The organism is Microbacterium sp. JZ31 (genome assembly GCF_016805985.1).
Lineage (GTDB): Bacteria > Actinomycetota > Actinomycetes > Actinomycetales > Microbacteriaceae > Microbacterium.
Genome location: NZ_CP017661.1, coordinates 2,060,263 through 2,084,612, shown reverse-complemented (window position 1 = coordinate 2,084,612; position 24,350 = coordinate 2,060,263). Strand labels below are relative to the sequence as shown.

The 24,350-nt window shown below is 72.8% G+C and carries 30 protein-coding genes; 12 read left to right on the top strand and 18 right to left on the bottom strand.

The genetic code is table 11. The features are described 5' to 3' along the window. Positions 1–28: 28 nt before the first annotated feature. The 16 genes from BJP60_RS10005 to BJP60_RS09930 form a co-directional block, all read right to left on the bottom strand. A complete protein-coding gene (locus BJP60_RS10005; protein ID WP_203135623.1) occupies positions 29–457 on the bottom strand; it encodes a flagellar hook capping FlgD N-terminal domain-containing protein in 429 nt (142 codons plus the stop codon). A 14-nt stretch (positions 458–471) separates the two neighbouring features. After that, positions 472–1,857 (bottom strand): flagellar hook-length control protein FliK, encoded by a 1,386-nt coding sequence (locus tag BJP60_RS10000; protein WP_203135622.1) that lies wholly within the window; start codon positions 1,855–1,857, stop codon positions 472–474. Next, a complete protein-coding gene (locus tag BJP60_RS09995; protein ID WP_203135621.1) occupies positions 1,854–2,651 on the bottom strand; it encodes a C40 family peptidase in 798 nt (265 codons plus the stop codon). Before BJP60_RS09995 ends, BJP60_RS10000 begins: the two co-directional genes overlap by 4 nt. Continuing rightward, complete coding sequence (locus BJP60_RS09990; RefSeq protein WP_203135620.1) at positions 2,648–3,157, bottom strand: hypothetical protein; 510 nt, start codon at positions 3,155–3,157, stop codon at positions 2,648–2,650. The genes BJP60_RS09995 and BJP60_RS09990 overlap by 4 nt, the downstream gene beginning before the upstream one ends. Continuing rightward, a complete protein-coding gene (locus BJP60_RS09985; RefSeq protein WP_203135619.1) occupies positions 3,154–4,446 on the bottom strand; it encodes a FliI/YscN family ATPase in 1,293 nt (430 codons plus the stop codon). Before BJP60_RS09985 ends, BJP60_RS09990 begins: the two co-directional genes overlap by 4 nt. Next, on the bottom strand, positions 4,443–5,024 hold the full coding sequence (locus BJP60_RS09980; protein WP_238439379.1) for a FliH/SctL family protein: 582 nt from the start codon (positions 5,022–5,024) through the stop codon (positions 4,443–4,445). Before BJP60_RS09980 ends, BJP60_RS09985 begins: the two co-directional genes overlap by 4 nt. Positions 5,025–5,088: 64 nt before the next feature. Next, complete coding sequence (gene fliG / locus BJP60_RS09975; protein WP_203135617.1) at positions 5,089–6,093, bottom strand: flagellar motor switch protein FliG; 1,005 nt, start codon at positions 6,091–6,093, stop codon at positions 5,089–5,091. Next, complete coding sequence (gene fliF, locus BJP60_RS09970; RefSeq protein WP_203135616.1) at positions 6,090–7,706, bottom strand: flagellar basal-body MS-ring/collar protein FliF; 1,617 nt, start codon at positions 7,704–7,706, stop codon at positions 6,090–6,092. Before fliF ends, fliG begins: the two co-directional genes overlap by 4 nt. Then, a complete protein-coding gene (gene fliE, locus BJP60_RS09965) occupies positions 7,706–8,011 on the bottom strand; it encodes a flagellar hook-basal body complex protein FliE (RefSeq protein WP_203135615.1) in 306 nt (101 codons plus the stop codon). Before fliE ends, fliF begins: the two co-directional genes overlap by 1 nt. Continuing rightward, complete coding sequence (locus BJP60_RS09960) at positions 8,011–8,403, bottom strand: flagellar basal body rod protein FlgC (RefSeq protein ID WP_203135614.1); 393 nt, start codon at positions 8,401–8,403, stop codon at positions 8,011–8,013. Before BJP60_RS09960 ends, fliE begins: the two co-directional genes overlap by 1 nt. Further along, positions 8,403–8,744: a flagellar basal body rod protein FlgB gene (locus tag BJP60_RS09955; RefSeq protein WP_203135613.1), complete on the bottom strand. Its 342-nt coding sequence runs from the start codon at positions 8,742–8,744 to the stop codon at positions 8,403–8,405. Before BJP60_RS09955 ends, BJP60_RS09960 begins: the two co-directional genes overlap by 1 nt. 206 nt (positions 8,745–8,950) lie before the next feature. Then, a complete protein-coding gene (locus tag BJP60_RS09950) occupies positions 8,951–9,277 on the bottom strand; it encodes a hypothetical protein (RefSeq protein WP_203135612.1) in 327 nt (108 codons plus the stop codon). Beyond that, entirely contained in the window at positions 9,270–9,773 is a 504-nt protein-coding gene (gene fliS / locus BJP60_RS09945; RefSeq protein ID WP_203135611.1) for a flagellar export chaperone FliS, read from the bottom strand. The genes BJP60_RS09950 and fliS overlap by 8 nt, the downstream gene beginning before the upstream one ends. Next, on the bottom strand, positions 9,773–11,152 hold the full coding sequence (gene fliD / locus BJP60_RS09940; RefSeq protein WP_203135610.1) for a flagellar filament capping protein FliD: 1,380 nt from the start codon (positions 11,150–11,152) through the stop codon (positions 9,773–9,775). Before fliD ends, fliS begins: the two co-directional genes overlap by 1 nt. 136 nt (positions 11,153–11,288) lie before the next feature. Then, positions 11,289–12,158 carry a flagellin N-terminal helical domain-containing protein gene (locus tag BJP60_RS09935; RefSeq protein ID WP_203135609.1) on the bottom strand — a complete coding sequence of 290 codons (870 nt, stop codon included), beginning with the start codon at positions 12,156–12,158 and terminating at the stop codon, positions 11,289–11,291. Between the two features lie 151 nt (positions 12,159–12,309). Then, on the bottom strand, positions 12,310–13,116 hold the full coding sequence (locus tag BJP60_RS09930; protein WP_203135608.1) for a sigma-70 family RNA polymerase sigma factor: 807 nt from the start codon (positions 13,114–13,116) through the stop codon (positions 12,310–12,312). Positions 13,117–13,395: 279 nt separating this feature from the next. Here BJP60_RS09930 and BJP60_RS09925 point away from each other — a divergent pair, with 279 nt between their 5' ends. The 8 genes from BJP60_RS09925 (at position 13,396) to BJP60_RS09890 (ending at position 19,298) form a co-directional block, all read left to right on the top strand. Next, the gene (locus tag BJP60_RS09925) at positions 13,396–13,881 is read left to right on the top strand and encodes a flagellar protein FlgN (RefSeq protein WP_203135607.1); all 486 of its coding nucleotides are present in this window, start codon (positions 13,396–13,398) and stop codon (positions 13,879–13,881) included. Positions 13,882–13,934: 53 nt separating this feature from the next. Beyond that, positions 13,935–15,344 carry a flagellar hook-associated protein FlgK gene (flgK, locus tag BJP60_RS09920; RefSeq protein WP_203135606.1) on the top strand — a complete coding sequence of 470 codons (1,410 nt, stop codon included), beginning with the start codon at positions 13,935–13,937 and terminating at the stop codon, positions 15,342–15,344. Positions 15,345–15,387: 43 nt separating this feature from the next. Next, on the top strand, positions 15,388–16,284 hold the full coding sequence (gene flgL, locus BJP60_RS09915; protein WP_203135605.1) for a flagellar hook-associated protein FlgL: 897 nt from the start codon (positions 15,388–15,390) through the stop codon (positions 16,282–16,284). Beyond that, the gene (locus tag BJP60_RS09910) at positions 16,281–16,652 is read left to right on the top strand and encodes a flagellar assembly protein FliW (RefSeq protein WP_203135604.1); all 372 of its coding nucleotides are present in this window, start codon (positions 16,281–16,283) and stop codon (positions 16,650–16,652) included. The genes flgL and BJP60_RS09910 overlap by 4 nt, the downstream gene beginning before the upstream one ends. Positions 16,653–16,831: 179 nt before the next feature. Then, positions 16,832–17,164 carry an STAS domain-containing protein gene (locus BJP60_RS09905; RefSeq protein WP_203135603.1) on the top strand — a complete coding sequence of 111 codons (333 nt, stop codon included), beginning with the start codon at positions 16,832–16,834 and terminating at the stop codon, positions 17,162–17,164. Then, positions 17,154–17,579 (top strand): ATP-binding protein, encoded by a 426-nt coding sequence (locus tag BJP60_RS09900; RefSeq protein ID WP_203135602.1) that lies wholly within the window; start codon positions 17,154–17,156, stop codon positions 17,577–17,579. Before BJP60_RS09905 ends, BJP60_RS09900 begins: the two co-directional genes overlap by 11 nt. A gap of 102 nt (positions 17,580–17,681) precedes the next feature. Next, positions 17,682–18,029, top strand: coding sequence for a hypothetical protein (locus tag BJP60_RS09895; RefSeq protein WP_203135601.1), 348 nt, complete (start codon positions 17,682–17,684; stop codon positions 18,027–18,029). Positions 18,030–18,203: 174 nt separating this feature from the next. Then, on the top strand, positions 18,204–19,298 hold the full coding sequence (locus tag BJP60_RS09890) for a fatty acid desaturase family protein (RefSeq protein WP_442923423.1): 1,095 nt from the start codon (positions 18,204–18,206) through the stop codon (positions 19,296–19,298). 56 nt (positions 19,299–19,354) lie between these two features. On the opposite strand, the gene BJP60_RS09885 is transcribed toward BJP60_RS09890, so the two are convergent. After that, positions 19,355–19,573 carry a KTSC domain-containing protein gene (locus BJP60_RS09885; RefSeq protein ID WP_203135600.1) on the bottom strand — a complete coding sequence of 73 codons (219 nt, stop codon included), beginning with the start codon at positions 19,571–19,573 and terminating at the stop codon, positions 19,355–19,357. Between the two features lie 130 nt (positions 19,574–19,703). On the opposite strand from BJP60_RS09885, the gene BJP60_RS09880 reads away from it, so the two are divergent. After that, positions 19,704–20,216, top strand: a complete 513-nt coding sequence (locus tag BJP60_RS09880; protein WP_203135599.1) for a metallophosphoesterase family protein — start codon at positions 19,704–19,706, stop codon at positions 20,214–20,216. A gap of 13 nt (positions 20,217–20,229) precedes the next feature. Here the strand turns inward: BJP60_RS09880 and BJP60_RS09875 are convergent, their stop codons facing one another. Continuing rightward, positions 20,230–20,679 (bottom strand): acyl-CoA thioesterase, encoded by a 450-nt coding sequence (locus BJP60_RS09875; RefSeq protein ID WP_238439378.1) that lies wholly within the window; start codon positions 20,677–20,679, stop codon positions 20,230–20,232. Between the two features lie 132 nt (positions 20,680–20,811). On the opposite strand from BJP60_RS09875, the gene BJP60_RS09870 reads away from it, so the two are divergent. The 3 genes from BJP60_RS09870 to BJP60_RS09860 all read left to right on the top strand — a co-directional run bounded on the left by BJP60_RS09870 (position 20,812) and on the right by BJP60_RS09860 (position 24,280). After that, positions 20,812–21,390: a YdeI/OmpD-associated family protein gene (locus BJP60_RS09870; RefSeq protein ID WP_203135597.1), complete on the top strand. Its 579-nt coding sequence runs from the start codon at positions 20,812–20,814 to the stop codon at positions 21,388–21,390. 116 nt (positions 21,391–21,506) lie between these two features. Then, positions 21,507–22,532, top strand: coding sequence for a LacI family DNA-binding transcriptional regulator (locus BJP60_RS09865; protein ID WP_238439377.1), 1,026 nt, complete (start codon positions 21,507–21,509; stop codon positions 22,530–22,532). Between the two features lie 125 nt (positions 22,533–22,657). Continuing rightward, positions 22,658–24,280: an FGGY-family carbohydrate kinase gene (locus BJP60_RS09860; protein WP_203135596.1), complete on the top strand. Its 1,623-nt coding sequence runs from the start codon at positions 22,658–22,660 to the stop codon at positions 24,278–24,280. The last annotated feature ends 70 nt before the right edge of the window (positions 24,281–24,350 follow it).

Here is a 24,350-nt window from a genome sequence, read left to right as displayed (position 1 = left end):
CGTGTGAGGCGGAAGGGAAGAGAAGGGGTCAGGCGTTCTTCGTGGCGGCGACGACGCCGGAGATGGCGTCGAGCGGTACGGACACGTCGCCGAAGAGCACCTGCGGCGTGGCGGAGGCGAAGGAGACGGATGTGACGGTGCCCGTGTGCGACTTGCCGTCGGCGTCGAGATAGGTGGCCTGGCGGCCCACGAGGTCGGAGGCGGTCTGCCGCATCGTGAGCGCGAACGTCTCGGTCGACGTCGAGGCCAGGGCCGTGAGCTGCTCCATCGACGCGAGCTGCGTGGTCTGCGAGATCATCTCGTTGGTGTTCATCGGCGAGCTGGGGTCCTGGTTCTTCAGCTGCGCGACGAGCAGCTGGAGGAACACCTCGGAGTCGAGCGTCTGCTTGCGCTCGGGGACGACGACCTCGGTCATCGTGGACGCGCCGATGGTGGCGACGGGTTCGACGGCGGGCATGGGGATCCTTCCGATCAGGCGAGAACGTCGAAGGACGCGGAGGTGAGGGGGAGGGGACCGGGCGCGGCCGGTCCGTGATGCGGCTCGTTCGCGTCGACCCCGAAGGCGCCGCGGTCGCCCGCACCCTTTCGCGCCTGCTCGCGGGCGGGATCGCGCGGTCCGGGCTGTCCGGCGTCCCCCGAGGCGGCGCCGGTCTGCTGGCCGTTCGGCTGCCCGGGCTGGCCGCTCTGCGGCGCGGGGGCGTCGGGCGAGGTGTCGCCGGCGGCGAGGGCCAGGGTGGCGTGCGGCGCGGCGGCGGCCAGATCGCGGCGCAGGTCGGCCAGGATGTGCCGCAGCGCATCGCGCCCGGCGTCGGACGGCGCGGCCATCTCGATGCGCAGGATGTCGCCGGAGATGTGCGCGCGCACGGTGACCGGGCCGAGGTCGTCGGGCGAGACCGTCACCGTGATGTGGTGCTCGCCGTCGCCCGCCTGCGAGAGCGAGAGGATCGGAGCGGTGAGCTGCGGCGCGAGCGGGAGACGCGCCGCCGGCGCGACCGGAGCGGAAGCCGTCGCGACGGGCGCGGCCGAACGCGGCTCGGCGGTCGTGACGGGGACGGGCCCGTCGAGCGCCGCCGGCGCGGCTCGCGGTGCGTCGGCCGGAGCCACCGCGGTCTCGGTGCGCGCGACGCGTACGGACGCCGGCGTGTCGTCGCCCTGCGCGCCGGACTGCGGGTCGTCCTGAGCGGCGGCCGGGGCGGCGTTCGGCGCGGCGGCGCTGCGCGGGGCAGCCTCCGCGGGGACGTCCCCCGCCGCGGGCACTCGGTGACCGGCCGGGGCCGGTGCGACGGGATCGGCGTCTGCAGCCGGCCCGGTGACCTCGGCGGCTGCGGCGGCGCTCGCGTCCGCCCCGCGCAGGGGCGTGACGGTTTGCTGCGGAGCGGGGGAGCGGACGGCGGAGGCGTCGACGATTCCCGCGGAGTCTGCGACGGCGGGCGCGGCGGCCGTGGGCGTCGGCGGGGTGCGGGAAGGGGCGCTCGTCGCGGCGGCTCCGGATGCCGCGCCGATGCCGGCTGTCGCCGGAACGGGGGCGTCGGCGCTCGCCGGGACGATCGCGGGGGCGGGGGTGGAGGAGGCCGCCGAGAGGAACAGCACGGCGTCCATCCCGGTCCCGGGCGACGTGCCGTCGGCCGGGTTCACCGCGGCGTCGGTGTCGGAAGACGCAGCGCCCTCGGACCCGGGCGACGCGGCGCCGTCGGCGCCGGCGTCGCCGCGGCCGGGCATCGTGCCCTCGCCCTGGCCTGACGGCGCAGCGGCGAGCAGCGCTGCGAACGCCGCGGCGGTGTCGGGTGATGAGGCGTCGGCCGCGCCCGCGGAGGCGGGAGGGCTGCCCGTGCCGGTGAACAGCCCGATGAGCGTCACGACAGCACCGCCGAGGACAGTCCTGTCGTCTGCGTGGCGAACAGGCTCTGCATGACCGACAGCAGCTGTGCCGCCTCCGCGCCGCCGCCGACGCCGGGTGCGGATGGGGCGCCGAGAGCCCCGAGCGCGCTCACGGGAAGCGTGATCGTGACGGACGGCTCCGCGCTCGCGGCGGCGGGCACGGTGCCGGCAGGGGCGGTGCCCGCGACGGGCGCCGTGACGGGAGTCGCCTCCGCGGGGACGATGCGTCGGATCGTGGAGATCTCGGACGGCGACAGGTAGTTGTCGACGAGCTGGACGTCCTTGCCGGGACGCGGGGCGTGGATGATCTTGCCGTCGCCGGCGTAGATGACGATGTGTCCCTCGCCCTTGGTCACGAGGAGATCGCCCGGCTGGGCCTGGTCGAGCGACGGCACCTCGGTGCCGACGTCGGCCTGGTCCTGCACGACGCGCGGCACGTCGATGCCGAGATCCGCGAAGACGCGCTGCACCAGGCCCGAGCAGTCCATGCCCGAGGCGTCCTCACCGCCGAAGACGTAGGGCACGCCGAGGTACTTCTCGGCCTGCGCGACCACATCGGCTCCCGTCGCGCCGCCCTCGGCGCCCGCGCTGCGCAGCACGCCGTTCAGCACGGACTGGAAGTCCGCCGCGCTCGCCGCCGCGGTCGGAGTGACGGCGGCGGTGGCGCTCGTCGCGGCGGTGGCGGTGACCGCGGTCGTCGGGGCAGGCGTGCGCAGATCCTGGATCGCGGTCTGGATGGCGCCGATCCGGTCGGCGGCGGTGGCGAAGCTCATGCGGCTCCCTCCTTCGGGGACTCGGATGCGATCCACCGGGCGGTGCCGGGGCGCGCGCGGTCTGACACCGCCGTGCCGGCACGCGCGCCGGGACGGTCCGGCATCGCGCGGGTCTGCGCGATCTCGTCGAGTACGGCCTGCTCGGCCTGCAGCAGGCGGGTGCGCTCGCGCGCCACGTGGGCGGCCTCGAGCTTCTCCAGGCCGCGCGCACGGCGCTTGGCCTCGGCGTGCTCCCGCTGAGCCTCCTCGACGGCTCCCCGCTGCGCCTCGGTCAGCGCTGACAGGTCGGCGAGCCGGCTGCGCGCCGCGGCACGGGCGGCCGCGATCGCGGCGAGGGTGCGCACGTCCACCGCGTCATCGCCCGTGCCGGCGAGCGCCGCGCGCGTGTGGCGCTCGCGCGCCTCGCTCTGCCGCGCGGCGACCTGCGCGCGCGAGAGGCGCTCGGCCGCGGCGCGCTCCTGCACGCCGCGCAGGCGCAGCAGTCCTGCCAGGGAGAAGCTGCTCATGAGATGTCTCCGAACGAGGTGACGAGCTGGGCGAGCCGGCGCCACGCCTCGGGGGCGGGGCATGACTCGTGCAGCGACTGGGTGAGGAAGCCGAAGATCTCCCGCTCGTGGGCGACCGCGGCGTCCACCCGCTGATTCGCGCCGGGCTGGTACGCCCCGATGTCGAGCAGGTCGCTCGCCGCGCGGCGTGCCGCCAGTACGCTCCGCAGCGCGGTGGCAAGGCGGCGCTGATCGTCGGTCGTGATCTTGCCGGCCACGCGCGAGACCGATCCGAGCACGTCGATCGCGGGATGGTGCCCGGTGAGGGCGAGGGCCCGGTCGAGCACGAGGTGGCCGTCGAGGATCGAGCGGGCGGCGTCGGCGATCGGCTCGTTGTGGTCGTCGCCGTCCACCAGCACCGTGTACAGCCCCGTCACCGAGCCGGATGCGCCCGTGCCCGCGCGCTCGAGCAGGCGCGCGAGCACCGAGAACGTCGAGGGCGGGTAGCCGCGGGTCGCGGGCGGCTCGCCGGCCGACAGGCCGATCTCACGCTGCGCCATGGCCACGCGCGTGAGCGAGTCCATCATCAGGATCGCGTGCGCGCCCTCGTCGCGGAACGACTCGGCGATGCGGGTGGCGGTGAAGGCGGCACGCAGGCGCGTCATGGCGGGCTGGTCGGACGTCGAGACCACCACGACGGAGCGGGCGAGGCCCTCCGCGCCGAGGTCGTCCTCGAGGAACTCGCGCACCTCGCGGCCGCGCTCGCCGACCAGGGCGATGACGTTGACCTCGGCGTCCGTGCCTCGGGCGATCATCGACATGAGCGACGACTTGCCCACTCCCGAGCCGGCGAACAGGCCCATGCGCTGGCCGCGGCCCACGGTGTTGAGCGCGTCGATCGCGCGGACGCCGAGCGACAGCGGCACGTCGATGCGGGCGCGCGACATGGCCGACGGCGGCTCGTTGTCCAGCCCGACGCGCGGCCCGAGGACCGGCCCCCTGCCGTCGATGGGGCGGCCGAGCCCGTCGAGCACCCGGCCGAGCAGCCCCCGTCCGGTCGGCACGCGCAGCGGTCCTCCCGCCTCGCGCGCCGGCGCTCCGGCCGTGAGCCCGGCGACGGCGCCGAGGGGCATGCAGCGCAGCCCGTCCGGCGCAGTGGCCACGACCTCGGCGGGCAGCCCGTCGCCGAGGGTCAGCACGTCGCCGACGGCCGCCTCGAGGCCGCGCACCTCCACGCCCAGCCCCAGCACCTGCGTCACGGTGCCGACCCGCTCGGGCCGCGCGGCCTCGAGCACCGCCGCCCACGTCATGACGGATCCTCCAGCGCGGCCCTCGCCCGCGCGAACGCGGCCGCGACGCGCGCGTCGACCGATCCGTCCGGAAGCACCGCGATCGCGTCGCCGGGCGCGAGCTGCGGGTCAGCCGCGAGCAACACGCCGTCGGGGGTCGCGCCGAGCGCGCGCAGCGTCTCGAGGTCGCCGGCGCTGAGCCTCAGCTCGCGCACCTCGGCGGGATCGACGTGCGCGAGCACCCTCCGCACGGTGGCGCGGGCCGAAGCCTCGTCCGAGGCCAGCTCCCGCGCGACGATCGCCTCCGCCAGCTCGATCGCGAGGCGCTCCAGGGAGCGCTGTCCGGCCGCGGCGAGCTCCCGCTCGCGGTCGGCGAGCGACAGCGCCGCGGCCTCCACCGCCACCAGGGCCTGGGCGACACGACGCTCGGCCGCGATGCGCGCGTCCTCGCGCGCCCGCTCGCTCTCCTCGCGCAGCAGTGCGGCGGCCTCGGCGGCGGCGCGCATGCCCTCGGCGTGCCCCGCCGCGTAGCCGCGCACGCGAGCCGCCTCGAACTCGCGCTCGAGCTCGCTGCTGCGCCCCGCGATGCGGGGGAACACGGCCCGCGTGAAGCGCGAGGACGCCCGCTGCCGGGCTGCGGTCCCCGCTGGGAAGGCGGGAGGCTCAGTAGACATACTCGTCCTCGTCGGTGCGGTGCACCGTGATCTCGCCCTCGCTCGCCAGCGCGCGGATCGTGCGCACGATCTCGGCGCGCGCCTCCTCGATCTGGGACATGCGGACGGGCCCCATGATCCGGATCTCGTCGTCCAGCACCTCGCGGTTGCGCTCGGAGACGTTCTTGCGGATGACCTCGGCGATCGCCTGGTTCACGCCCTTGAGGGCCATCGCCAGCGTGCGGATGTCGACGCCGCGCAGCACCCGCTGGGCGTCGCGGTCCTCGAGCTTGACGATGTCGGCGAACGTCACCATGCGAGAGCGGATGTCCTCGGCCAGGGCGGTGTCCCGATCCTCCAGGCTCGCGAGCAGGGCCTTCTCGATGGCGGCATCCGAGCGGTTGATGATCTCGACCAGCGGCTGCACGCCGCCCACCGCCTCGGACGACTCGCGCAGCGCGAACACGCCCGTGCGCGTGCGCAGCGTCTCGGCGACCACGGCGATCGCCTCCTGCGTGGCCGTGCCCATCGTGGCGATCGACTGCGCCACGTCCGTGCGGAGCGGGTCGGGAAGGGCCGCGAGCACCTCGGCGGCGTTGTTCGTGCGCAGGTGCGCGAGCACGAGCGCGATCGTCTGGGGCAGCTCGCCGTCGAGCAGGGTGGCGAGCTGGGCGGGGTCGGCGGCGTTGAGGAAGTCGAGCGACGTGCCGGCCATGGTCGAGCTCACGCGCGTGAGCACGCCCGCGGCCCGCTCGGCCCCGAACGACGCCTCGAGCAGGCCGGCGGCGACATCGCGACCGCCGCGTCCCGGCGCGATGCGTCCGGAGGCGATGCGGTGGAAGTCGCGCAGTGCGCGCGCCGTCGTGGCGGTGTCGAGCCGGCGCATCCGGATGATCTCCGCCGCGATCTCCTCGGCCTCGCCCTCCGTCAGATGCTTCATCACCTCGACCGCACGGGACCGGTCGAGGTTCATGATCACGACGGCCGCCGTCTGCGACCCGCTCAGCGTGCTCACGCGTCGACCCTGTCGGCCATGAGGCTGCGCAGCACCTCGGCGGTCTTCTGCGGATCGCGGCGAGCGAGCGATTCCAGCTCGGCGCGCTGACGCTCGAGCACCAGCTGATCCGGCTCGGGCTCGGGGTCCGGCTCGACCTCGAGCGGCACGGTGGGCGTCGAGTCGATCGGGGTCGGAGCGGGCGCGGCCGGCAGCGGCTCGGGCGGCTGCGGCGTGAGCAGCAGCGTCTCGGCCGTGAGCTCGAGCGGTGCGACCTCGTTCTCGCGGCGCCGGCGGCTGCGGACGGTGAAGATGATCACGGCGGCGAGCAGCGGCACCGCGATCGCGGCGGCGATGAGCGAGGTGCGCAGGATGTCGTTCATGCGCTCGGCCTCCTCCGCCTGCCGCGCGGCCTCGAGCGCCTCCTGCGCCGTCTGGGCGTCGGCGTCGCTGAACGCCATCAGCTCGACCGTCACCTCGTCGCCGCGTGCCGCCTCGACGCCCGCCGCGGTCGCGACCAGGTCCTGCAGCGCGTTCACGTCCATGCCGGCCGCGGCATCCGCGTCGACCGCGACGGACACGGTCTGCCGGCGCACCGCGCCGGGCGGCGTCACGACCGTCTCGGTCGACTTGTTGACGACGTTGTTGCGCGTGGTCTCGGTGGACTCGTAGGTGCCGCCCGCATCGCCGTTCGGCACCGCGATGTTGTCGGGGCCCAGCACGCCCGTGCCGCCGGCGCCTCCCGTGTACGACTCGGTCTTCGTCTGCTCGTTGCTCGGCAGCGCTTCGTCCGGGGTCGTGTAGGTCTCGTCGACGCGCTCGCTGGTCTCGTTCGTCATCTCTGCCGCCACCGTGACGGTGGCGTTGCCCGCGCCCACGACCCGGTCGAGCATCTCCTGGATGCTGCCCGCGACACGCGTCTCGTACTCGCCGGCCTGCTGATCCGTGCTGCCGGTGGCCCCCACGCCGACGGCGGAGAGGGTCTCGCCGGCCTGGTCGATCACGGCCACGTTCTCCGGCTTCATGCCGCTGATCGCCGCGGACGTGAGGTGCACGATCGCCTCGACCTGCTGGGGGGCGAGCGTCGAGGTGCCCTGCGTCTCGACGAACACCGAGGCGGTCGGATCCACGGTCTCCGAGACGAACACGCTCTCCTCGGGGATGGCCAGCTGCACGGACGCGGCCCCCACTCCCTCGAGCGACTCGATCGTGCGGGCGAGCTCGCCCTCGATCGCGCGCTTGTAGGTCACGGACTGCTGGAACTCGCTCGTCGTCACGCCCATGTCGTCGAGCAGCGTGTACCCGTCGCTCGTGTCGCTCGGCAGCCCGGCGGAGGCCGCCGCCAGGCGCTGGTCGTACACGTCCTGCTGGGGCACCATCACGGTCGCGCCGCCGTCGGCGAGCTCGTACGTCACACCGGAGGAGCGCAGCTGCTCGACGACGGCGTTCGCGTCCGCCGGCGTGAGGCCGGTGAACAGGGGAGCGAGCTGGGGGCGGCCGAGCCAGGTGCCGAGCGCGATGGCGCCGAGTGCCAGCACCGCCACGCCGATGATCGCGATGGTGCGCTGGGCCAGCGTGAAGCCGCCCGCCGCCTGGCGCAGGCGCTGGAAGACGTTCGTGACCGCCTGGGGCATCAGGCCTGCATCCTCATGATCTCGTTGAACGCGTCGACGCCCTTGTTGCGCACGGCGGCCACGAGCTCGAGCGTGACGGACGCCCGGCTCGAGGCGATCATCGCGGAGTGGATGTCGGTGAGGTCACCGGTCACCGCGGCGACGGACAGCTCGTTGGACGTCGACTGCAGGCGCTGCAGCTCGTCGACCGCGCCCGTGACGGCGGACGCGAACTCGGTGTCGCCGGTCGGTCGTGTCGGAGCCGTGGGCGCCACCGGTGCGATGCCGGAGCCTGCACCGATCGCGTCGAGGGAGGGGATGGGCATCAGCTGCGTCCGATCTGCAGGGCGGCCTCGTAGGTCGTCTTGGCGCGGTCGACGACGGCGGCGTTCGCCTCGTAACCGCGCTGGGCGAGGATGAGCTGGCTCATCTGATCACCCAGGTCGATGTCGGGGTAGCGCACGTAGCCGTCCTCGTCCGCGAGCGGGTGATCCGGCTCGTGCACCATGCGTCCCTCCGCGTCCCCCAGCTCGATGCCCGCCACATACACGCCGGGGGAGTCGGGTGAGTTCTGCACCGTGACGTAGCGCTCCTGGAAGGCGGCGCCCTCGGTGGGCGTGGCGGTGTTGATGTTGGCGATGTTGTCGCTCAGGGCGTCGAGCCACTTGCGATGCACGGTCAGGCCCGTGCCGGCGATGCCGATCGCGTCGAAGGTCATCAGCTGGTCCTCAGGGCCGTGCGCACCGAGGTGAAGGAGCCGCCGATCGCCTGCGAGGCGAACTGGAAACGCAGCACCGTGTCGATGCTCGAGAGGGTCTCGGTGTCGAGATTGACGTTGTTGCCGTCCAGCCGTGTCGGCTCGAGCGACTCGGCGCTCGTCGCCGTCACGCGGCCCGATCCCTCGGCGACCGACGCCGCGAGGGCATCCTCGAACTGCACGCGCTTGGCGCGGTAGTTCGGCGTGTTGACGTTCGCGATGTTGTCGGCGATCGCCCGCTGACGCAGGGAGAGTCCGTCCAGGGCGCTCGTGAGCGCACTGATGCTGACTGAATCGAACATGGAATCCGTGGCTTCCGATGGTGCGATCCGGCCGATCCGTGGCCTGGGGGGAGAGCGATCCGTGCTCACATGGCTCTATCGGCCGGCGCGCTCCATGCGTTAGCCGTGGTGTCCCGCTGAGTGGTTCGCGCGTGTCGCGCGGGCGTCTCATCCACCCGTTCAGGCGCCCCTCACCGCGTGTGATCGCGTGGGCGGCTGTGCGGCGGTCAGCCGTCGAGATCGATGTACGCGGCGGCGGTCGCGGGCGTCGAGGGGACGCGGCGCACGGCGCTCAGCTGGCCGAGGACCTCGTCCCGCTCGCGAGAGAGGCGCGCGGTCGCCGCGCGCTGAGCCGCGAGAACGGTCTCGGCGCGTCCCGCGAGCTCGACCGGCAGGGGAGCGGACGCCGTCCGCCAGGCGTCGGCCGACGGGTCGTGGATGTCGCGCTCGAAGCGGTCGAGCAGCGCGGTCCACTCCGCGATGGCCGCCTCGTCGGATGCGGGAGACGGCGTCGCGATCATCGCCTGAGGCGTTGCCGCCGCGTCGTCACGCATGCGCCTGCGCCGGGAAGGCCGTCGCGACGGCGGGGGCGGATGCGCTTCCGACCTGCTGCGCCGCCTGGTGCCAGGCGTCGCGCAGCGGCGCGACGAGGTCGAGGCACGCGCGCGTGCGCTGCGGGTCGCGGGAGACGTTCGCGTCGATCAGGGTCGAGGTCAGGAACGCATAGACGCCCCGCAGGCCCGCACTGCCCTCCCACGTGTCGGCGAGCGAGGCGTTGAGCTCGGCGACGATGGCCTGCGCGTGCTGCAGCTGTGTGCGCGCCTCGGCCCAGTCGGCCGCCTGCTGGGCGGCCTCGCCGCGCTCGAGGTCGAGGACGAGGCGGTCGTACAGCATCGTCAGCAGCCGCTCGGGAGAGGCGGACATGACGGCGTCCGCCTGATAGCGGGCCTGCGCCGCGCGGAGCTGTGCGACGTTCTGGCCGCTGCGCACGGCACCGGTTGCAGCCGGGGCGGCGGGGAACGGCGAGGGAGGGAAGGCGTATCCGGTCATCAGCTGTCCTCTCGGCCGGGCAGCGCTGCGAGCTGGGATGTGAGATATGCGGACTGTGACTGCATCTGGGAGAGCATGGTCTCGAGACGTGCGTAGGTGCGCTCCAGCGTGGCGCGGCGCTGGTCGAGACGCACGTCCCACCGCTCCATCTGGTCCTCGAGGGAGCCCACCTCGTCCTGCTGACCCGTGATGCGTGCCGTGAGCAGGCCGTCGTAGCGGTCGGAGTACTGCTTCGTCGTGGCCTCGACGCGGGCCGCGACGCCCGTGAAGACGGCCTCGACGGCCGCAGGATCGTCGGCGAGAGCCTCGGCGAACTTCTCCTTGTCGAGGGTCAGCACGCCGTAGCGGTCGACCGAGATGCCGACCGACGAGGGCGAGACGCCGTCGATCGGATGCTGCACCGCCTCCTGGAGTCCGCGACGCAGCGCGCGCACCGTGCTGTCGCCCGTGAAGACGCCGAGGGTCGTCTGCTCGCCGGCGCCGTCCGCGATCGTCGCCTTGCTGCCCTTGTCGATGCCGCTCAGGATGGCGGCGATGCGGTCGACGAAGTCGCCCGCGATCTTCGTGCGCGCTTCCGTGTCCGCGGCGACCGTGACGGTCACGGGCTGCGTGGACGCCTTCGTCACCGTGACGTCGACGCCGGGCAGCAGGCCCGTGAAGGTGTTGGACGAGGAGGTCACGACCTGCTCGGCGCCGGTCCCGGCCCACAGGCGCACCTGGGCGTCGGCGGCCGCCGTCACGGTCGCGGCGCCCGGCTCGCTCGCCAGGTCGATCGCCGTGCCGGCGTCGACGGCGTCCGCATCGCCGCGGTACACCGTGAAGGCCCCCGCCGTGCCGGTCTCGGCGGCGGTGAGCTGCAGGCGATACAGGGTCTTGCCCTCGGCGTCCTTGCCGGCGGCCACGGCACTGGCGGAGACCCCGGCGCCGGCGTTCCCGATCGCACGGGCGATGTCGGCCATGGACCCGGACGCGGCGGTGACTTCGACGCGCTCGCCCTCCGCGTTCACGATGGTCAGGACGGGTGGCGTGTCGGGCCAGGAGGCGTATGCGGCCGTCACGGTCGTCTGCGCGGTCGCGACGCGGTCGACGACGACGTCGGTCACGGACGGCTGTGCGGTCGGTCCGGCGCTCACGCGCACGGCGTCGCTGGAGGCGGTGGCCGTGAAGGCGCTCAGCGAGCCGGCGGCCTTGGCCTTGCCCGCCTCGGTGAACAGGCCCTGCAACGCCGTGTTGAGGCTCTGCAGCTGCGTGATGACGACGCCCTTGTCGTCGATCTTCGCCTTGAGGAGCGTGCGCGGGATCGCCTGGACCTCCATGAGCGCGTCGATGATCTCGGCCGTCTTCAGGCCGGACGCGAGGCCGTCGAAGGTGATCGCCATGGTGGCCTTCCGGGTCGAGCGGGTGATGCGGGACGGGCGCCCGGGCGGGGAGTGCGAAGCTCCCCGCCCGGGCGACGACGACCGATCCGAGGATCAGCCGATGCCGATCGGCGGGCGCCGATCAGCGGTGCGTCGATCAGCGCAGGAGCTGGAGCACGCCCTGCGTCGACTGGTTCGCCTGCGCGAGCATGGCGGTGCCGGCCTGCGACAGGATGTTCGCCGCCGTGTACTTGACCATCTCCGCCGCCATGTCGGTGTCGCGGATGCGGCTCTCGGCCGCAGCCAGGTTCTCCGACGAGATCTGCAGCGAGTTGATCGTCGACTCGAGGCGGTTCTGCGACGCACCGAGCTCCGAGCGTCCCTCGGACACGGCGGTGATGGCCGTGTCGAGCGCCTCGATCGTCGCCTGCGCGGTGTCGCTGTCGGTGACGTCGAATCCGTCGGCCGCCGTCGCCAGAGTGCCGTCGGCCAGCGTGACGACGCCGGTCAGCGCCGCGCCGAGGTCGATCATGTTCACCGAGACCGCCGAGGCGGCGTCTCCGTCCGCGCCGACCTGGAAGGTCAGTGCGGCGGGGGCGTCGGCAGCGGCCTGGAACAGGTTGATCCCGTTGAAGTTGGTCGACTCCGAGATGCGCGACAGCTCGGCGCCCAGCTGGTCCGCCTCCGCCTTGATGGCGGCGCGCGAGTCCGCGTTGTTCGAGTCGTTCGAGCCCTGCACCGCCAGGTCGCGCATGCGCTGCAGGATGGAGTGCACCTCGGTCAGGGCGCCTTCCGCGGTCTGGATGACCGAGATGCCGTCCTGGGCGTTGCGAGCGGCCACGTTCAGGCCGTTGACCTGCGCGCGCAGGCCCTCGGAGATCGCGAGGCCGGCCGCGTCGTCGGCGGCGCGGTTGATGCGGAGACCGCTTGAGAGCTTCTCGAGCGACTTCGACAGGTCGTTCTGCGTCGACGACAGGTTGCGGTAGGCGTTGAGCGCCGACACGTTGGTGTTGATCTGCATACCCATGGTTTTCCTCCGTGACTGGGTGGTGTTGCGGAGCCCGTCCGTGAGCTCCGAACAGACCTATCGGCAGCACCTCGCCGCAGGTAAGAGACGGGCGCAAGAAAGGGGCCGGATCTCGACGAGCGAGATCCGGCCCCTGGGCGTGGCGGGGCGGCTACAGCGCGGCGGCGTTCTTGAGCAGCGCGTTCGCCAGACGGCGCCCGCCGCCCGCGGCGATCCGCGTGAAGTACGCCTCGCGCGCCGACTCGGACACCCGCGAGGTGGGTGCCGGCGTCTGGCCCGGCTCCTCGGCGAAGTAGCGGTCGAGCGCGTCGCGCAGCAGCCGCAGCCCCTCGGCCCGCTGCTGCGACACCGCGGAGTGCGAGACGCCGAGCTCCTCGGCGATGTCCTTCACGGCGCGGTCCTCGAAGTAGACGGCCGTGACGATCAGGCGCATCCGGTCGGGCAGCGCCTCCAGGGCCCGGTGCAGCACCTCTCGCCGCTCCGTCAGGGTCGCGGCCTCGTCGGGCAGCGGGAGGTCGGAGGAGACGAGGTGCACGGCAGGGTCCTCGAGCGTGAGGACCGTCCGGTCGGCGTCGGCGAGCGACTCCGCGACCGAGGCGGCGTCGACTCCCATGGTGGCCGCGATCTCGCCGACCGTCGGCGTGCGGCCGAGACCGGCGGCCAGCGTGTCCCGTACGGCTAGCGTCTCCTTGATGCGCCGCCGGATGCCGCGCGACGCCCAGTCCATCGCCCGCATCTCGTCGGCGAAGGCGCCGAGGATCCGCCGGCGCGCGTACGCACCGAACGGCACGCCGAGCTCAGGATCGAAGGCGTCGGCGGCGGTGACGAGCGCGAGCGCCCCGGCGGCCGCGAGCTCCTCCCGGGGGATGTGGGTTGCTCGCGCGCTGAGCTCTGCCGCCAGGAAGCCGACCAGGGGCAGGTTCTCCACAATGAGACGATTACGCTCAGCACGTGTCATGTTCTGCGGCCGCTCTCTAGGGGGTCGGGCGGGGTCGTGCGTGCCTCCGGGGGAAGGCGTGCGGATCGAGATCCGCGATCAGGGACGGTGCCCTGATTGGAAAGATATTTGATTGCTCGGCGAGCCACAATCAAAACTTCCCATTGTCGTCGGATTCGTCCTGTGGGACATATGGGGAGCACTCCCCGTGAACGCTCGTTACGGTACCGCCATAGCCGCCGATAGTGGCTCGTGACGCGACGAGGGCGTGTCGCTGATGGGGGAGATAGGGCCGAGGATATGGGAGCCAATGAGCTTTCGCTGCACCTGTGGCGGGAGCGCGAACTGCTGGAGATGCTGCTGTTCAAGCTGGAGGAGCAGCAGCTGCTGCTCGCGGCGGGCAAGTCGCGCTGGATCCACTTCGCCACGCGCGAGGTCGAACAGGTGCTCGACCGGATGCGGCAGACCGGGCTGGGCCGCGCGGTCGAGGTCACGGCGGTGGCCGACGAGTGGGGCGCACCCGAGGACGCCACGCTGCGCGAGCTGCTCGAGCACGCACCGACAGATGCGTGGCGCGAGGTCTTCAGCGAGCACCTGCGGGCCATGACCGAGCTGACCGCGGAGATCGAGCAGCTGCGCGACGCGAACGAGCTGCAGCTGCGCGCCGCGGTCCGCGCGACGCAGGAGGCCGTCGCCGGACTCGGTGTGCGCACGGGCGAGTACGACGCCGGCGGCGCCGTCGCGAGCGGCGAGACGGCCCCCCGCCTCCTCGACACCGACCTCTGACCCTGCCCCGCCGAGCCGTCCGACCCGCACCCCGCTGAACCCCACGGAGAGACATGTCGACTTTCACTGGACTGAACACCGCGGCCTCCGCGCTCGCCGCGGCCCGCCGCGGCATCGACGTGACGGGGCAGAACATCGCCAACCAGACCACGGCCGGCTACACCCGGCAGCGTCTCGAGACCTCCGCCGTCGCGGCCGTGGCCCAGGCGGGCCGATTCAGCATGGGCGTCGTGCCGGGCCAGGGCGTCAGCGTCGACGGCATCACGAGGCTCGGCGACGCGGTGCTCGACGCCCGCGTGCGAGACGCGCTCGGCGCATCCGGCTTCTGGACAGTCCGGGCCGAAGCGGCGCGCACGGCGGAGGCCGCGATGGCCGAGCCCACCAAGGCCGGCCTCGCGCACGCGATGTCGCAGTTCTGGGCGGGGTGGCAGGACCTGTCCAACACCCCCGATGAGGAGGCCGCCGCCGCGGTCGTGCTCAACAGCGCCGAGGTGCTCGCGGGCCGGCTGGCGGCCGGCTATCAGGCGGCGAGCGGTCAATGGAGCGATCTGCGGACGGGCGTCGACCGCACGGTGACCGAGATCAACACCGCCGCCGACCAGGTCGCCGCGCTGAACCGCGAGATCCGCGACGCCCTGGCGTCGGGACGCTCCGCCAACGAGCTGATCGACCGGCGCGGGGTGCTCGTCGAGCGGCTCGCGCGGAGCGCGGGCGCGCAGGCGACCGTGGAGACCGACGGCACGATGACCGTGCGCGTGGACGGGAACGCCCTGGTCTCGGGCACCGAGGCGCGCCACCTCGTCGCAAGCGGTCCGACGGACATCGCCGAAGGGCGGCCGGTCACCGTCGCGTGGGCGCACCGTCCCGACGTGCCGCTCACCTCGCCCGGCGGTGAACTGGGCGGCACGCTGTCGGTGCTCGCCCCGGCGGACGAGGGCGGGACGCTCGCGCGGCTCGCCGAGACCTACAACAGCGTCGCGACCGAGCTGGCGGAGCGCGTCAACGCGCAGCACCGTGCCGGCGTCACCGCCGACGGACAGCCGGGCGGCGACTTCTTCTCGCTCGCGCCCGACGGCCCGGCCGCGCTCGGCCTGGGGGTCGTGCCGACCAACGGGCGGGAGCTCGCGCTCGCCGCCCTGGGAGCGGGCGCGTACGACGCATCGAACGCCGATGCGATCTCGCAGATCGGCGAGGGGGCCGGATCGCCCGACACGGTCTGGGCCGATTTCGTCACGTCCTTCGGCGTCGCAGCCTCGGGCGACACGCAGCGCGCGAACGTCGCGGAGGTCGCCGCTGTGACCAGCGTCGCCGCCCAGCAGTCGGTCGCCGGCGTGGACGGCGACGAGGAGACGATCAACCTCCTCACGTACCAGACCGCGTACCAGGCCGCCGCGCGCGTCCTGACCGCCGTGGACGAGGCGCTGGACGTCCTCATCAACCGCACCGGGGTCGTGGGCCGCTGATGCCCCACCCGGAACCGTCCGCCTCTCGAAAGAAGGGATCCGCATGATCTCCCGCGTCACCGCGCAGACAATGACGCAGGCGTCGCTGCGTCATCTCCAGACCAACCTCACCGAGCTCGCGCGCCTGCAGGAGCAGGCGACGTCGCAGCGCGCGTTCCTCGCACCGTCGGACAACCCGTCGGCGGCGGCGCAGACCCTCGGCCTGCATGCCGAGCAGACGCGCAACGCGCAGTACGCGCGCAACATCGACGACGGCCTCGCCTGGGTCAGCACCGTCGACGCTGCGATCGGCGACAGCACGTCGCTGCTGCAGCGCGTGCGTGCGCTCACGCTGCAGGGCGCGAACGACGGAGCCCTCGACGCCACGGCGAAGGAGGCGATCGCGGTCGAGCTGGAGGGCATCCGCGAGGAGCTGCTCAGCAAGGCCAACACGAGTCTGCTGGGGCGATCGGTGTTCGCCGCCACCTCCGACGCCGGCTACGCGTTCCGTCCCGACGGGGCGGGCGGCTACGAGTTCAGCGGCACGCCCGGCTCATCGGTCGAGCGGCGGCTGTCCGACGGCGTGACGGTGCGCGTCGACGCGGATGGCGCCGCGGTGTTCGGAGAGGGTGACGAGTCGGTCTTCGCCCTGATCGACGACATCGTCGCCGACCTGCGCGCGGGCACGAACGTGGGCTCGCACGTGGAGGGGATCGACGAGCGCCTCAGCGCTATGCTCAGTGCCCAGGGCGCGGTCGGCGCCCGTCAGGCGCAGATCGAGCGCGCGAAGGAGGTCGCCGTGGACACGTCCGTCTCGCTCGAGACCCGTCGTGCGGCGGTCGAGGACGTCGACTCCGTCGAGGTGCTCGTGCAGCTGCAGGCTCAGGAGCTCGTGTACCGCTCCGCCCTGCAGGTGACGAGCCGCGTGCTGCAGCCGACCCTCATGGACTTCCTGTCGTGAGCGCGGCCCTCGCCTTCGTCGCCCCGCCGCCCGGTCTCGCCCCGCACACCGACTTCGAGTTGTCGCCCGTCGACGGCGCCGAGGGGCTGTTCGCCCTCGCCGCACGCGAGGACGCCGGCCTGCGGCTGTTCCTCGTCGACCCGCGCACGGTGCTCGCGGACTATGCGCCCGAGCTCACGGACGAGCAGGCCGCGCAGCTTGCGCTCGCCGAGCCGGATGACGCCCTGCTGCTGGTCGTCGCCAATCCCGGCACAGACGGCGTCCACGTCAACCTGCTCGCACCCGTCGTCATCAACACCGCCACGGGCGCGGCCGCGCAGGTGATCCTCGATGGCCAGGACTACCCGGTCCGCGCGCCGCTCGGCTGAGGCACCCGGCCTGTCGACCCGCCGGCGAGGCAGGACGGGTGCACCTCGCTATGGTGGCAACGTCCGGGTCGTCCAGGAGCCCACGTGTCGATCGTGATCTCCGCGGCGCCGCGAGAGGTCGGCGCACGTGATGTCGACGCATCACGAGACGCGCACGACCGCAACGAGCAGGAGATCTGATGGAGTTCGAGGAGACGACCGCGGACAGCTACACGGTGCTGTCACCCCAGGGGAAGCTCAACCTCGTCGCCGCCCCGCCGCTCAAGGCGCGCATCGACGAGCTGGTGCGCCAGGGGCGTTCACGGATCGTCGTGGACCTCGCCGAGGTCGGCTTCGTCGACTCGTCGGGTCTCGGCGCGCTGATCGGCGGGCTCAAGGCCGCGCGCCAGGCCGGGGGCGACGTGCGGATCGCCGGCCCGGGCGAACAGGTGAAGGCGGTCCTGAAGCTGACGAACCTCGACCGCATCCTGTCCCCGTTCGGCACGGTCGAGGAGGCCTCGCGTGGGTGGTGAGGGCAAGACCTATTCGCTCGCCGGCTTCGCGGTGCCGGGCGAGCTCGACCACGTGCACCAGCTGCTGGAGCGCGTGGGGGCCGACCACGATGGTCTCGATCCCATGGACCTCATGCTCTTCGAGACGGCCGTGATCGAGATCGCCAACAACGTGGTCGAGCACGGCAGGCCGGCCGGCGAGGTGCGCTGGCAGTTCGAGGTGCGCGTGACGGACGACGCGATCGTCGCCGAGCTCGTCGACTCGGGGCACGAGTTCGAGCCGCACCTGCAGGGCGAGATGCCCAGCGAGGACGCCGAGGGCGGGCGCGGCCTTCTGCTCGCCCAGGCGGCGCTCGACGAGCTCGAGTGGTCGCGCACGCCCGCGGGGAACCGCTGGCGCATGGTGCGCAACCTGGGGCACCTCACGGAGGCTTGAGCGCGGCGCGGAGGATGCTCAAATCCCGCTCGTCCGTCAAGGCCGCTGCGGGCGGACGTCCGTTCGCGTAGACCGGTCGGCGACACGACACGAGGAGGACTCATGACGGTGAAGCTGAACGACAAGGCGCTGCGCCACGCGAAGAAGCTCGTGAAGGACGGCCGGGTCGTGCGCGACGAGCGCGACGACTGGAGCGAGCACGCCCTCGCGGCCAAGAAGGAGACCGCCTGGCGGGAGGAGCACGGCTGGGACGAGTACGCCGACTGGCACCTCGGCATCGACACCGACGCCAACGAGGAGACGAAGGCGCGGTACGAGTTCCCGTTCGGCGACTACGACAAGGTGCACCGCTGCGCGGTGATCTCCATGGAGTCCCGCGCGGCCCAGTACGACCACGACGAGATCGCCAAGGCGGCGAAGGAGCTGCTGGAGCTGATCGACGCCGAGTGAGGCCGCAACTGACCGCCGCCTGAGTCTCCCTGGTGGATCCGCTCCGTATACCCGCCGCCGCATGAGGCCCCGTGTAGCGTTGCGCACAGCGATCGGCGACCCGCCTTTGGCTTCCCCAGGCCATCGGCCGCTCGACCGACTGAGGTACCCGACATCTCCTCCACGCGCACGGACATCCGTCCCGCACAGCTCGGCCCCATCCGCCAGACCTATTCCGGCACGGCGGAGTTCCCGCCCCTCGCGAAGGCGTACACGCAGGTGTCGCAGGTCGTGAAGGAGACCGGCCTGCTGCGCCGCACGGGCTGGTTCTACGCCCTCGTCGGCACCGTCCTGGCCCTCGCGCTGGGCGGCATCGTGACCGGCTTCATCCTGCTCGGCGACAGCTGGTCCCAGCTGCTCATGGCGGGCGCACTCGGCATCGTGATGACCCAGGTCGCCTTCCTCGCCCACGAGGCGGCGCACCGGCAGATCCTCTCCAGCGGTCCGGCGAACGCGCGCCTCGCGCGGATCCTCGCCTCGGGCGTCGTCGGCATCAGCTACGCCTGGTGGGACAGCAAGCACACGCGTCATCACGGCAATCCGAACCGCGTGGGCAAGGACCCGGACATCGAGGTCGACACGATCTCCTTCCTCGACGCCGACGCCGCGCAGGCGCGCGGGCTGCGCCGACTGATCACGCGCAAGCAGGGCTGGCTGTTCTTCCCGCTGCTCACGCTCGAGGGCCTCAACCTGCACTGGCAGGGCATCCGGCACCTGCTGCAGCGCGGACCGGTCAAGGGCCGGTGGCTGGAGCTCGGACTCGTCACGCTGCGCCTCGCCGTCGTGATCGTGCCCGTGTTCCTGCTGCTGCCGCTCGGCATGGCGTTCGCGTTCATGGGCGTGCAGCTCGCGGTGTTCGGCGTGTACATGGGCGCGTCGTTCGCGCCGAACCACAAGGGCATGCCCGTGATCGCGCCCGACGCCAAGCTCGACTTCTTCTCCAAGCAGGTGCGCACGTCCCGCAACATCTCGGGCGGCTGGTGGGCGACGTGGCTGATGGGAGGCCTGAACTACCAGGTCGAGCACCACCTGTTCCCGAACATGCCGCGCCCGCACCTCGCCCAGGCCCGCGAGATCGTGCGCGACTTCTGCCGCAGCCACGGCGTGCCGTACACCGAGACCACGCTGTGGCGCTCCTACGGCATCGTGATCGAATACCTCAACCGCGTCGGCCTCGCGGCGCGCGATCCGTTCGACTGCCCGGCCGCCACGCAGCTGCGCCGCGCCTGACGCTCCGCGGCGGAGCCGTCGGACCCGCGAGGAGGGGATCGCGCTCCGACGCGCGGTCAGGCCGGCCCGACGTGCTCGAACGGGTACACGTCGCGGATCCGCCGGCTGAAGAACTCGCCCGCGCTGCGCGCCCCGACGAGCGCGCGATGCACCGACGGCGGCACGGCGAAGTAGCGGTAGAGCTCGCCGGTCGTGAACACGATCTCCAGGACGGCGATCTTCGCGTCGTAGCCGACCTCCGCGATCACGCTCGACTCGAGAGTCACCCGCTTCACGCCGGCTCCCTTCGTCGACCGGATGGTGTCTCTGCCACGCTAGGCGGAGTCCCGGGCGCGGGCGCAAGCCCCTTTCGAGCGGGTCGCCCGGTGCCGGGGGCACGGGCGGCGGATGCGCGAGGATGTCCGCATGACGACGCGTCTGCTGCTCATCTCCGACACGCACGTGCCGCTGCGGGCGCGGCGCCTGTCCGACGCCGTCTGGCGCGCGGTGGACGCCGCCGACGTCGTGGTGCATGCGGGCGACTGGGTGGACGAGGCCACACTCGACGCGCTCGAGGCGCGGGCGACCCGGCTCATCGGGGTCTACGGCAACAACGACGGAGCCGCGCTGCGTGCGCGGCTGCCGGAGGTCGCGACCGCAGCGATCGAGGACCTGCGCGTCGCGGTGGTGCACGAGACGGGCGCCGCGACGGGGCGGGAGCGCCGCATGGATGCCGCGTTCGCGGGGGAGGGCCGACCGGATGTGCTGGTGTTCGGGCACAGCCACATCCCGTGGGACACCGTGTCGCCGAGCGGCATGCGGCTGCTCAATCCCGGCTCGCCCACGGATCGGCGCCGTCAGCCGGTCTGCACGATGATGACCGCGACGGTCGAGGGCGCCGCGCTGCGCGACGTCGCGCTCGTCGACGTGCCCCGCTGATCCGGCCCCGCGCTCAGTCGATCCGGATCGTCCCGGTCTGCGGGTGCTCGGTGGGCATCCGGTCGCGGTGGTAGGTGATCGTCGAGTAGCCGTGCGGGGTCGGGCGGCCGTCCTCGTCGAGGTTGACGAACACGAGCTTGTCGATCGTCAGGATCGTGCGACGCGTGATCATGTTGCGCACCGCGGCGCGCATGGTGAGCGACGTGCGACCGAAGTGCGTCGCCTTGAGGCCCATCTCGATCAGGTCTCCCTGCTGGGCGGACGCCTCGAAGTTGATCTCGGAGATGAACTTGGTGACGACGCGGTAGTTGCCGAGCTGGATGATCGCGTAGATGGCCGCCTCCTCGTCGATCCAGCGCAGCAGGCTGCCGCCGAACAGCGTGCCGTTCGCGTTGAGGTCCTCCGGCTTGACCCACTTGCGGGTGTGGAAGTTGATGTCGATGTCGCTCTCACGGCTGCTCACGGTGCGGCTCCTCTCGCGTCGGCTGCGGTCATCCGAACCTACGGCCGCCGGCGGGCGACGGGCATCCGATTGACCCGTCGCCGGCGCGTGGGCTAACTCGAGCATGTCGGTGCCCGTCCCTACCATGGCGGCATGGCGGATCCCGAGGAGCTGGTCGTCGCCGATGTCACCGCGTGGCGCGCGTGGCTCGACGCACACGAGAGCGACTCGGACGGCGTCTGGCTCGTGCTGGCGAAGAAGGGCACGACCGTGCCGACATCGCTGACGTACGCCGAGGCGCTCGAGGAGGCGCTGTGCAGCGGCTGGATCGACGGACGCCGGCAGGGTGTCGACGCCGTCGTGTTCCGGCAGCACTTCACGCCCCGGCGGAAGACGTCGCTGTGGTCGGAGCGCAACATCGGCCTCGTGGAGCGGCTGATCGAGGAGGGCCGGATGCGCCCGCGCGGTCAGCAGGAGATCGACCGCGCGAAGGCCGACGGACGCTGGCAGCGCGCGTACGGGCCGGCCGCGTTCGCGGAGCTGCCCGAGGATCTCGCGGCGGCGCTCGCCGCGTCTCGCGCGGCGTCCGAGCTGTTCGCGCAGCTCAACGCGCAGAACCGGTACGCCGTGCTGCACCGGGTGCACACCGCCCCCAGCCCCACCAGCCGGGCGAACCGCATCGCCAAGCTGATGGGGATGCTCGCCCAGGGGGAGACGCCCTACCCGCAGTGACGCTCGGGGCGTCGTCTTCGGGTGCCCCGATACTCTGGGGGTCCGCCGCGCACGCACTTCCCGCGTCGCGGCGCCACCCGACGGCCGTCCCCCGGCCGACTCCGACGAGGAGCGCCATGCCCGGTTCCCGCCCGCCCTCCATGGCGGACGTCGCCGCGCGCGCCGGCGTGTCGCACCAGACGGTCTCCCGCGTGCTCAACGGGCACGCGTACGTGCGCCCGGACACGCGTGAGCGGGTGCTCGCCGCGATCGAGGATCTGGGCTATCGACCGAACCGCGCGGCGCGCGCGCTCGTGACCTCGCGCACACGCACGATCGGGATCCTCGTCACGAACGCGACGTTCTTCGGTCCCGCCAGCACGGTGTTCGCCATCGAGGCCGCGGCGCGCGCCGAGGGGTACTTCGTCTCCATCGGCTCGCTGCTCGCGCTGGATCCGTCGACCGTGCGAGCGGCGCTGGATCAGCTCATCGATCAGGGCGTCGACGGCATCGTGACCGTGGTGCCGCAGGCGCAGGCCATGCGCCTCGTCGACGACGTCGCCCCGCCCGTGCCGATCGTCGCCGTCGCGGCGCGCGCGGACATCCCGGGCGACTCGCCCATCCGCTACGTGCACGTCGATCAGGCCCTGGGCGGCGCCCTCGCGACACAGCACCTGATCGACCTCGGTCATCGCCGCATCGTCCACGTCGCGGGCCCGGAGGGCTGGTACGACGCGGATCAGCGCGCCCACGCCTATGTCGTTGCCATGCGCGCGCAGGGCGCCGAGCCGCGCATCGTGCCGGCTCACGGCTGGTCGGCGCGGGAGGGCCACGAGGTGGGGAACCGTGTCGCGGCGGACATCGTCCGCGGCGACGGCCCGACCGCTGTCATCGCGGCGAACGACACGCTCGCGATGGGCCTGCTGCGTGCGTTCTGGGAGGCGGGCGTGCGCGTGCCCGATGACGTCTCGCTCGTGGGCTTCGACGACATCGACGGCAGCGAGTTCCTGGTGCCGGCGCTCACGACCGTGCGCCAGCCCTTCGCCGCCGTGGGTGAGGCGGCAACGCATGCGCTGCTGGCAGCGGGGGAGGATGCCTCGCCGATCGCGGCGGTCATTCCGCCCGAGCTCGTCGTCCGCGACAGCACGGCCCCTCGTGCATGACCGACCCGCACCGCGAGCCGAGGCATATGTGAGCGCTAACATATACTCGTAAGCGGGCCGGATCGGCCCGTGACCTGATCGAGGAGAGCCCGGGCGAGGACGCCCGGCGGAACGGGAGCAGTGCGATGGCGCATGCGGACGCGACCGAGTCGGCGGCGATCGAGCAGGGGCGCACGGCGCTCGGCATCGAGCTCGGTTCGACGCGCATCAAGGCGTGCCTGATCGGCGTCGACGGACCGCTCGCCGGGAAGGTGCTCGCCACCGGTTCGCACGCGTGGGAGAACGAACTCGCGGACGGTCTGTGGACCTACTCGCTCGACGCCGTGCGCGCCGGGCTGCAGGCCGCCTACGCCGAGCTCGCCGCCGGGGTCGAGGCCCGCCACGGCGCGCGCCCGCCGACCTTCGGCGCGGTCGGCGTCTCGGCCATGATGCACGGCTACCTCGCGCTGGACGAGTCGGGCGGGCTGCTCGTTCCCTTCCGCACGTGGCGCAACGTCAACACGGAGGAAGCAGCGGCCGAGCTGTCCGAGGCGCTGGGCGTCAACATCCCGCTGCGCTGGTCGGTCGCGCACCTGCAGCAGGCGGTCCGCGATCGCGAGCCGCACGTGCAGCGCCTGGCTCACATCACCACGCTCGCCGGCTACGTGCACGAGCAGCTGACGGGCGAGCGGGTGCTCGGCGTCGGCGACGCCTCCGGCATGTTCCCGATCGATCCGGCGACCGGCGGTTACGACGAGACCCTGCTCCGGACAGCGGACGAGCGGATGGCCGCCGCCGGCGGCTCCCATCTGCACCTCGCGGAGCTCCTGCCCGTCGTGCTGCCCGCCGGCGCGGACGCCGGCTCGCTGACGGCCGAGGGCGCGGCACTGCTCGACCCCAGCGGCGCGCTGCGCGCAGGGGCGCCGTTCTGCCCGCCGGAGGGCGACGCGGGCACGGGCATGGTCGCCACCAACGCGGTCACGCCGCGCACGGGCAACGTCAGCGCCGGCACCAGCATCTTCGCGATGGTCGTGCTCGAGCGCGCGCTGAGCCGCGCGCACGCCGACATCGACGTGGTCACCACTCCCGCCGGCGACCCGGTCGCGATGGTGCACTGCAACAACGGCGCGAGCGAGCTCGGCGCGTGGGCCGACCTGTTCGGCGAGTTCGCGGGTGCGCTCGGCGCGACCGCGTCGAGCGACGAGGTGTTTGCGGCGCTGCTCGCCGGCGCGCTCGAGCAGGGCGCCGACGACGGCCTCCTCGCCTACAACCACCTGTCCGGCGAGCCGATCGCCGAGCTCCGGGAGGGACGGCCGCTGTTCGTCCGCACGCCAGGGTCGCGCCTGACGCTCGGCGGCTTCATGCGCGCGCAGCTGCGGGCCGTGTTCGCCACGCTCGCGCTCGGGATGCGCACGCTCGCGGAGGAGGACGTCGCGATCGACGCGATGTTCGCGCACGGCGGCCTGTTCCGGACGGCGGGCGTCGCGCAGCGTCTGCTCGCGGCCGCGCTCGGCGCACCCGTCGTGGTGGGTGACACGGCGGGCGAGGGCGGCGCATGGGGCATGGCGCTGCTCGCGGCCTATCGTCACGCGGTCGCCGCGGGAGACGCGCGCGGCCTCGCGGCCTGGCTCGCGGCCGAGGTCTTCGCCGGCGCCGAGACCACGACCGCCGAGCCCACCGCGGCCGAGGTCGACGACCACGTCCGGTACCTCGAGCGCTGGAGCGCGGGCCTCGTCGCCGAGCGCGCCGCGATCGACGCCATCCGCTGATCCGAGCGATGCGTTCGAAGTCCTGATCCTGCGAAGAAGATCCGAAGCGTCGCGCTGAGCGACCGAAGGG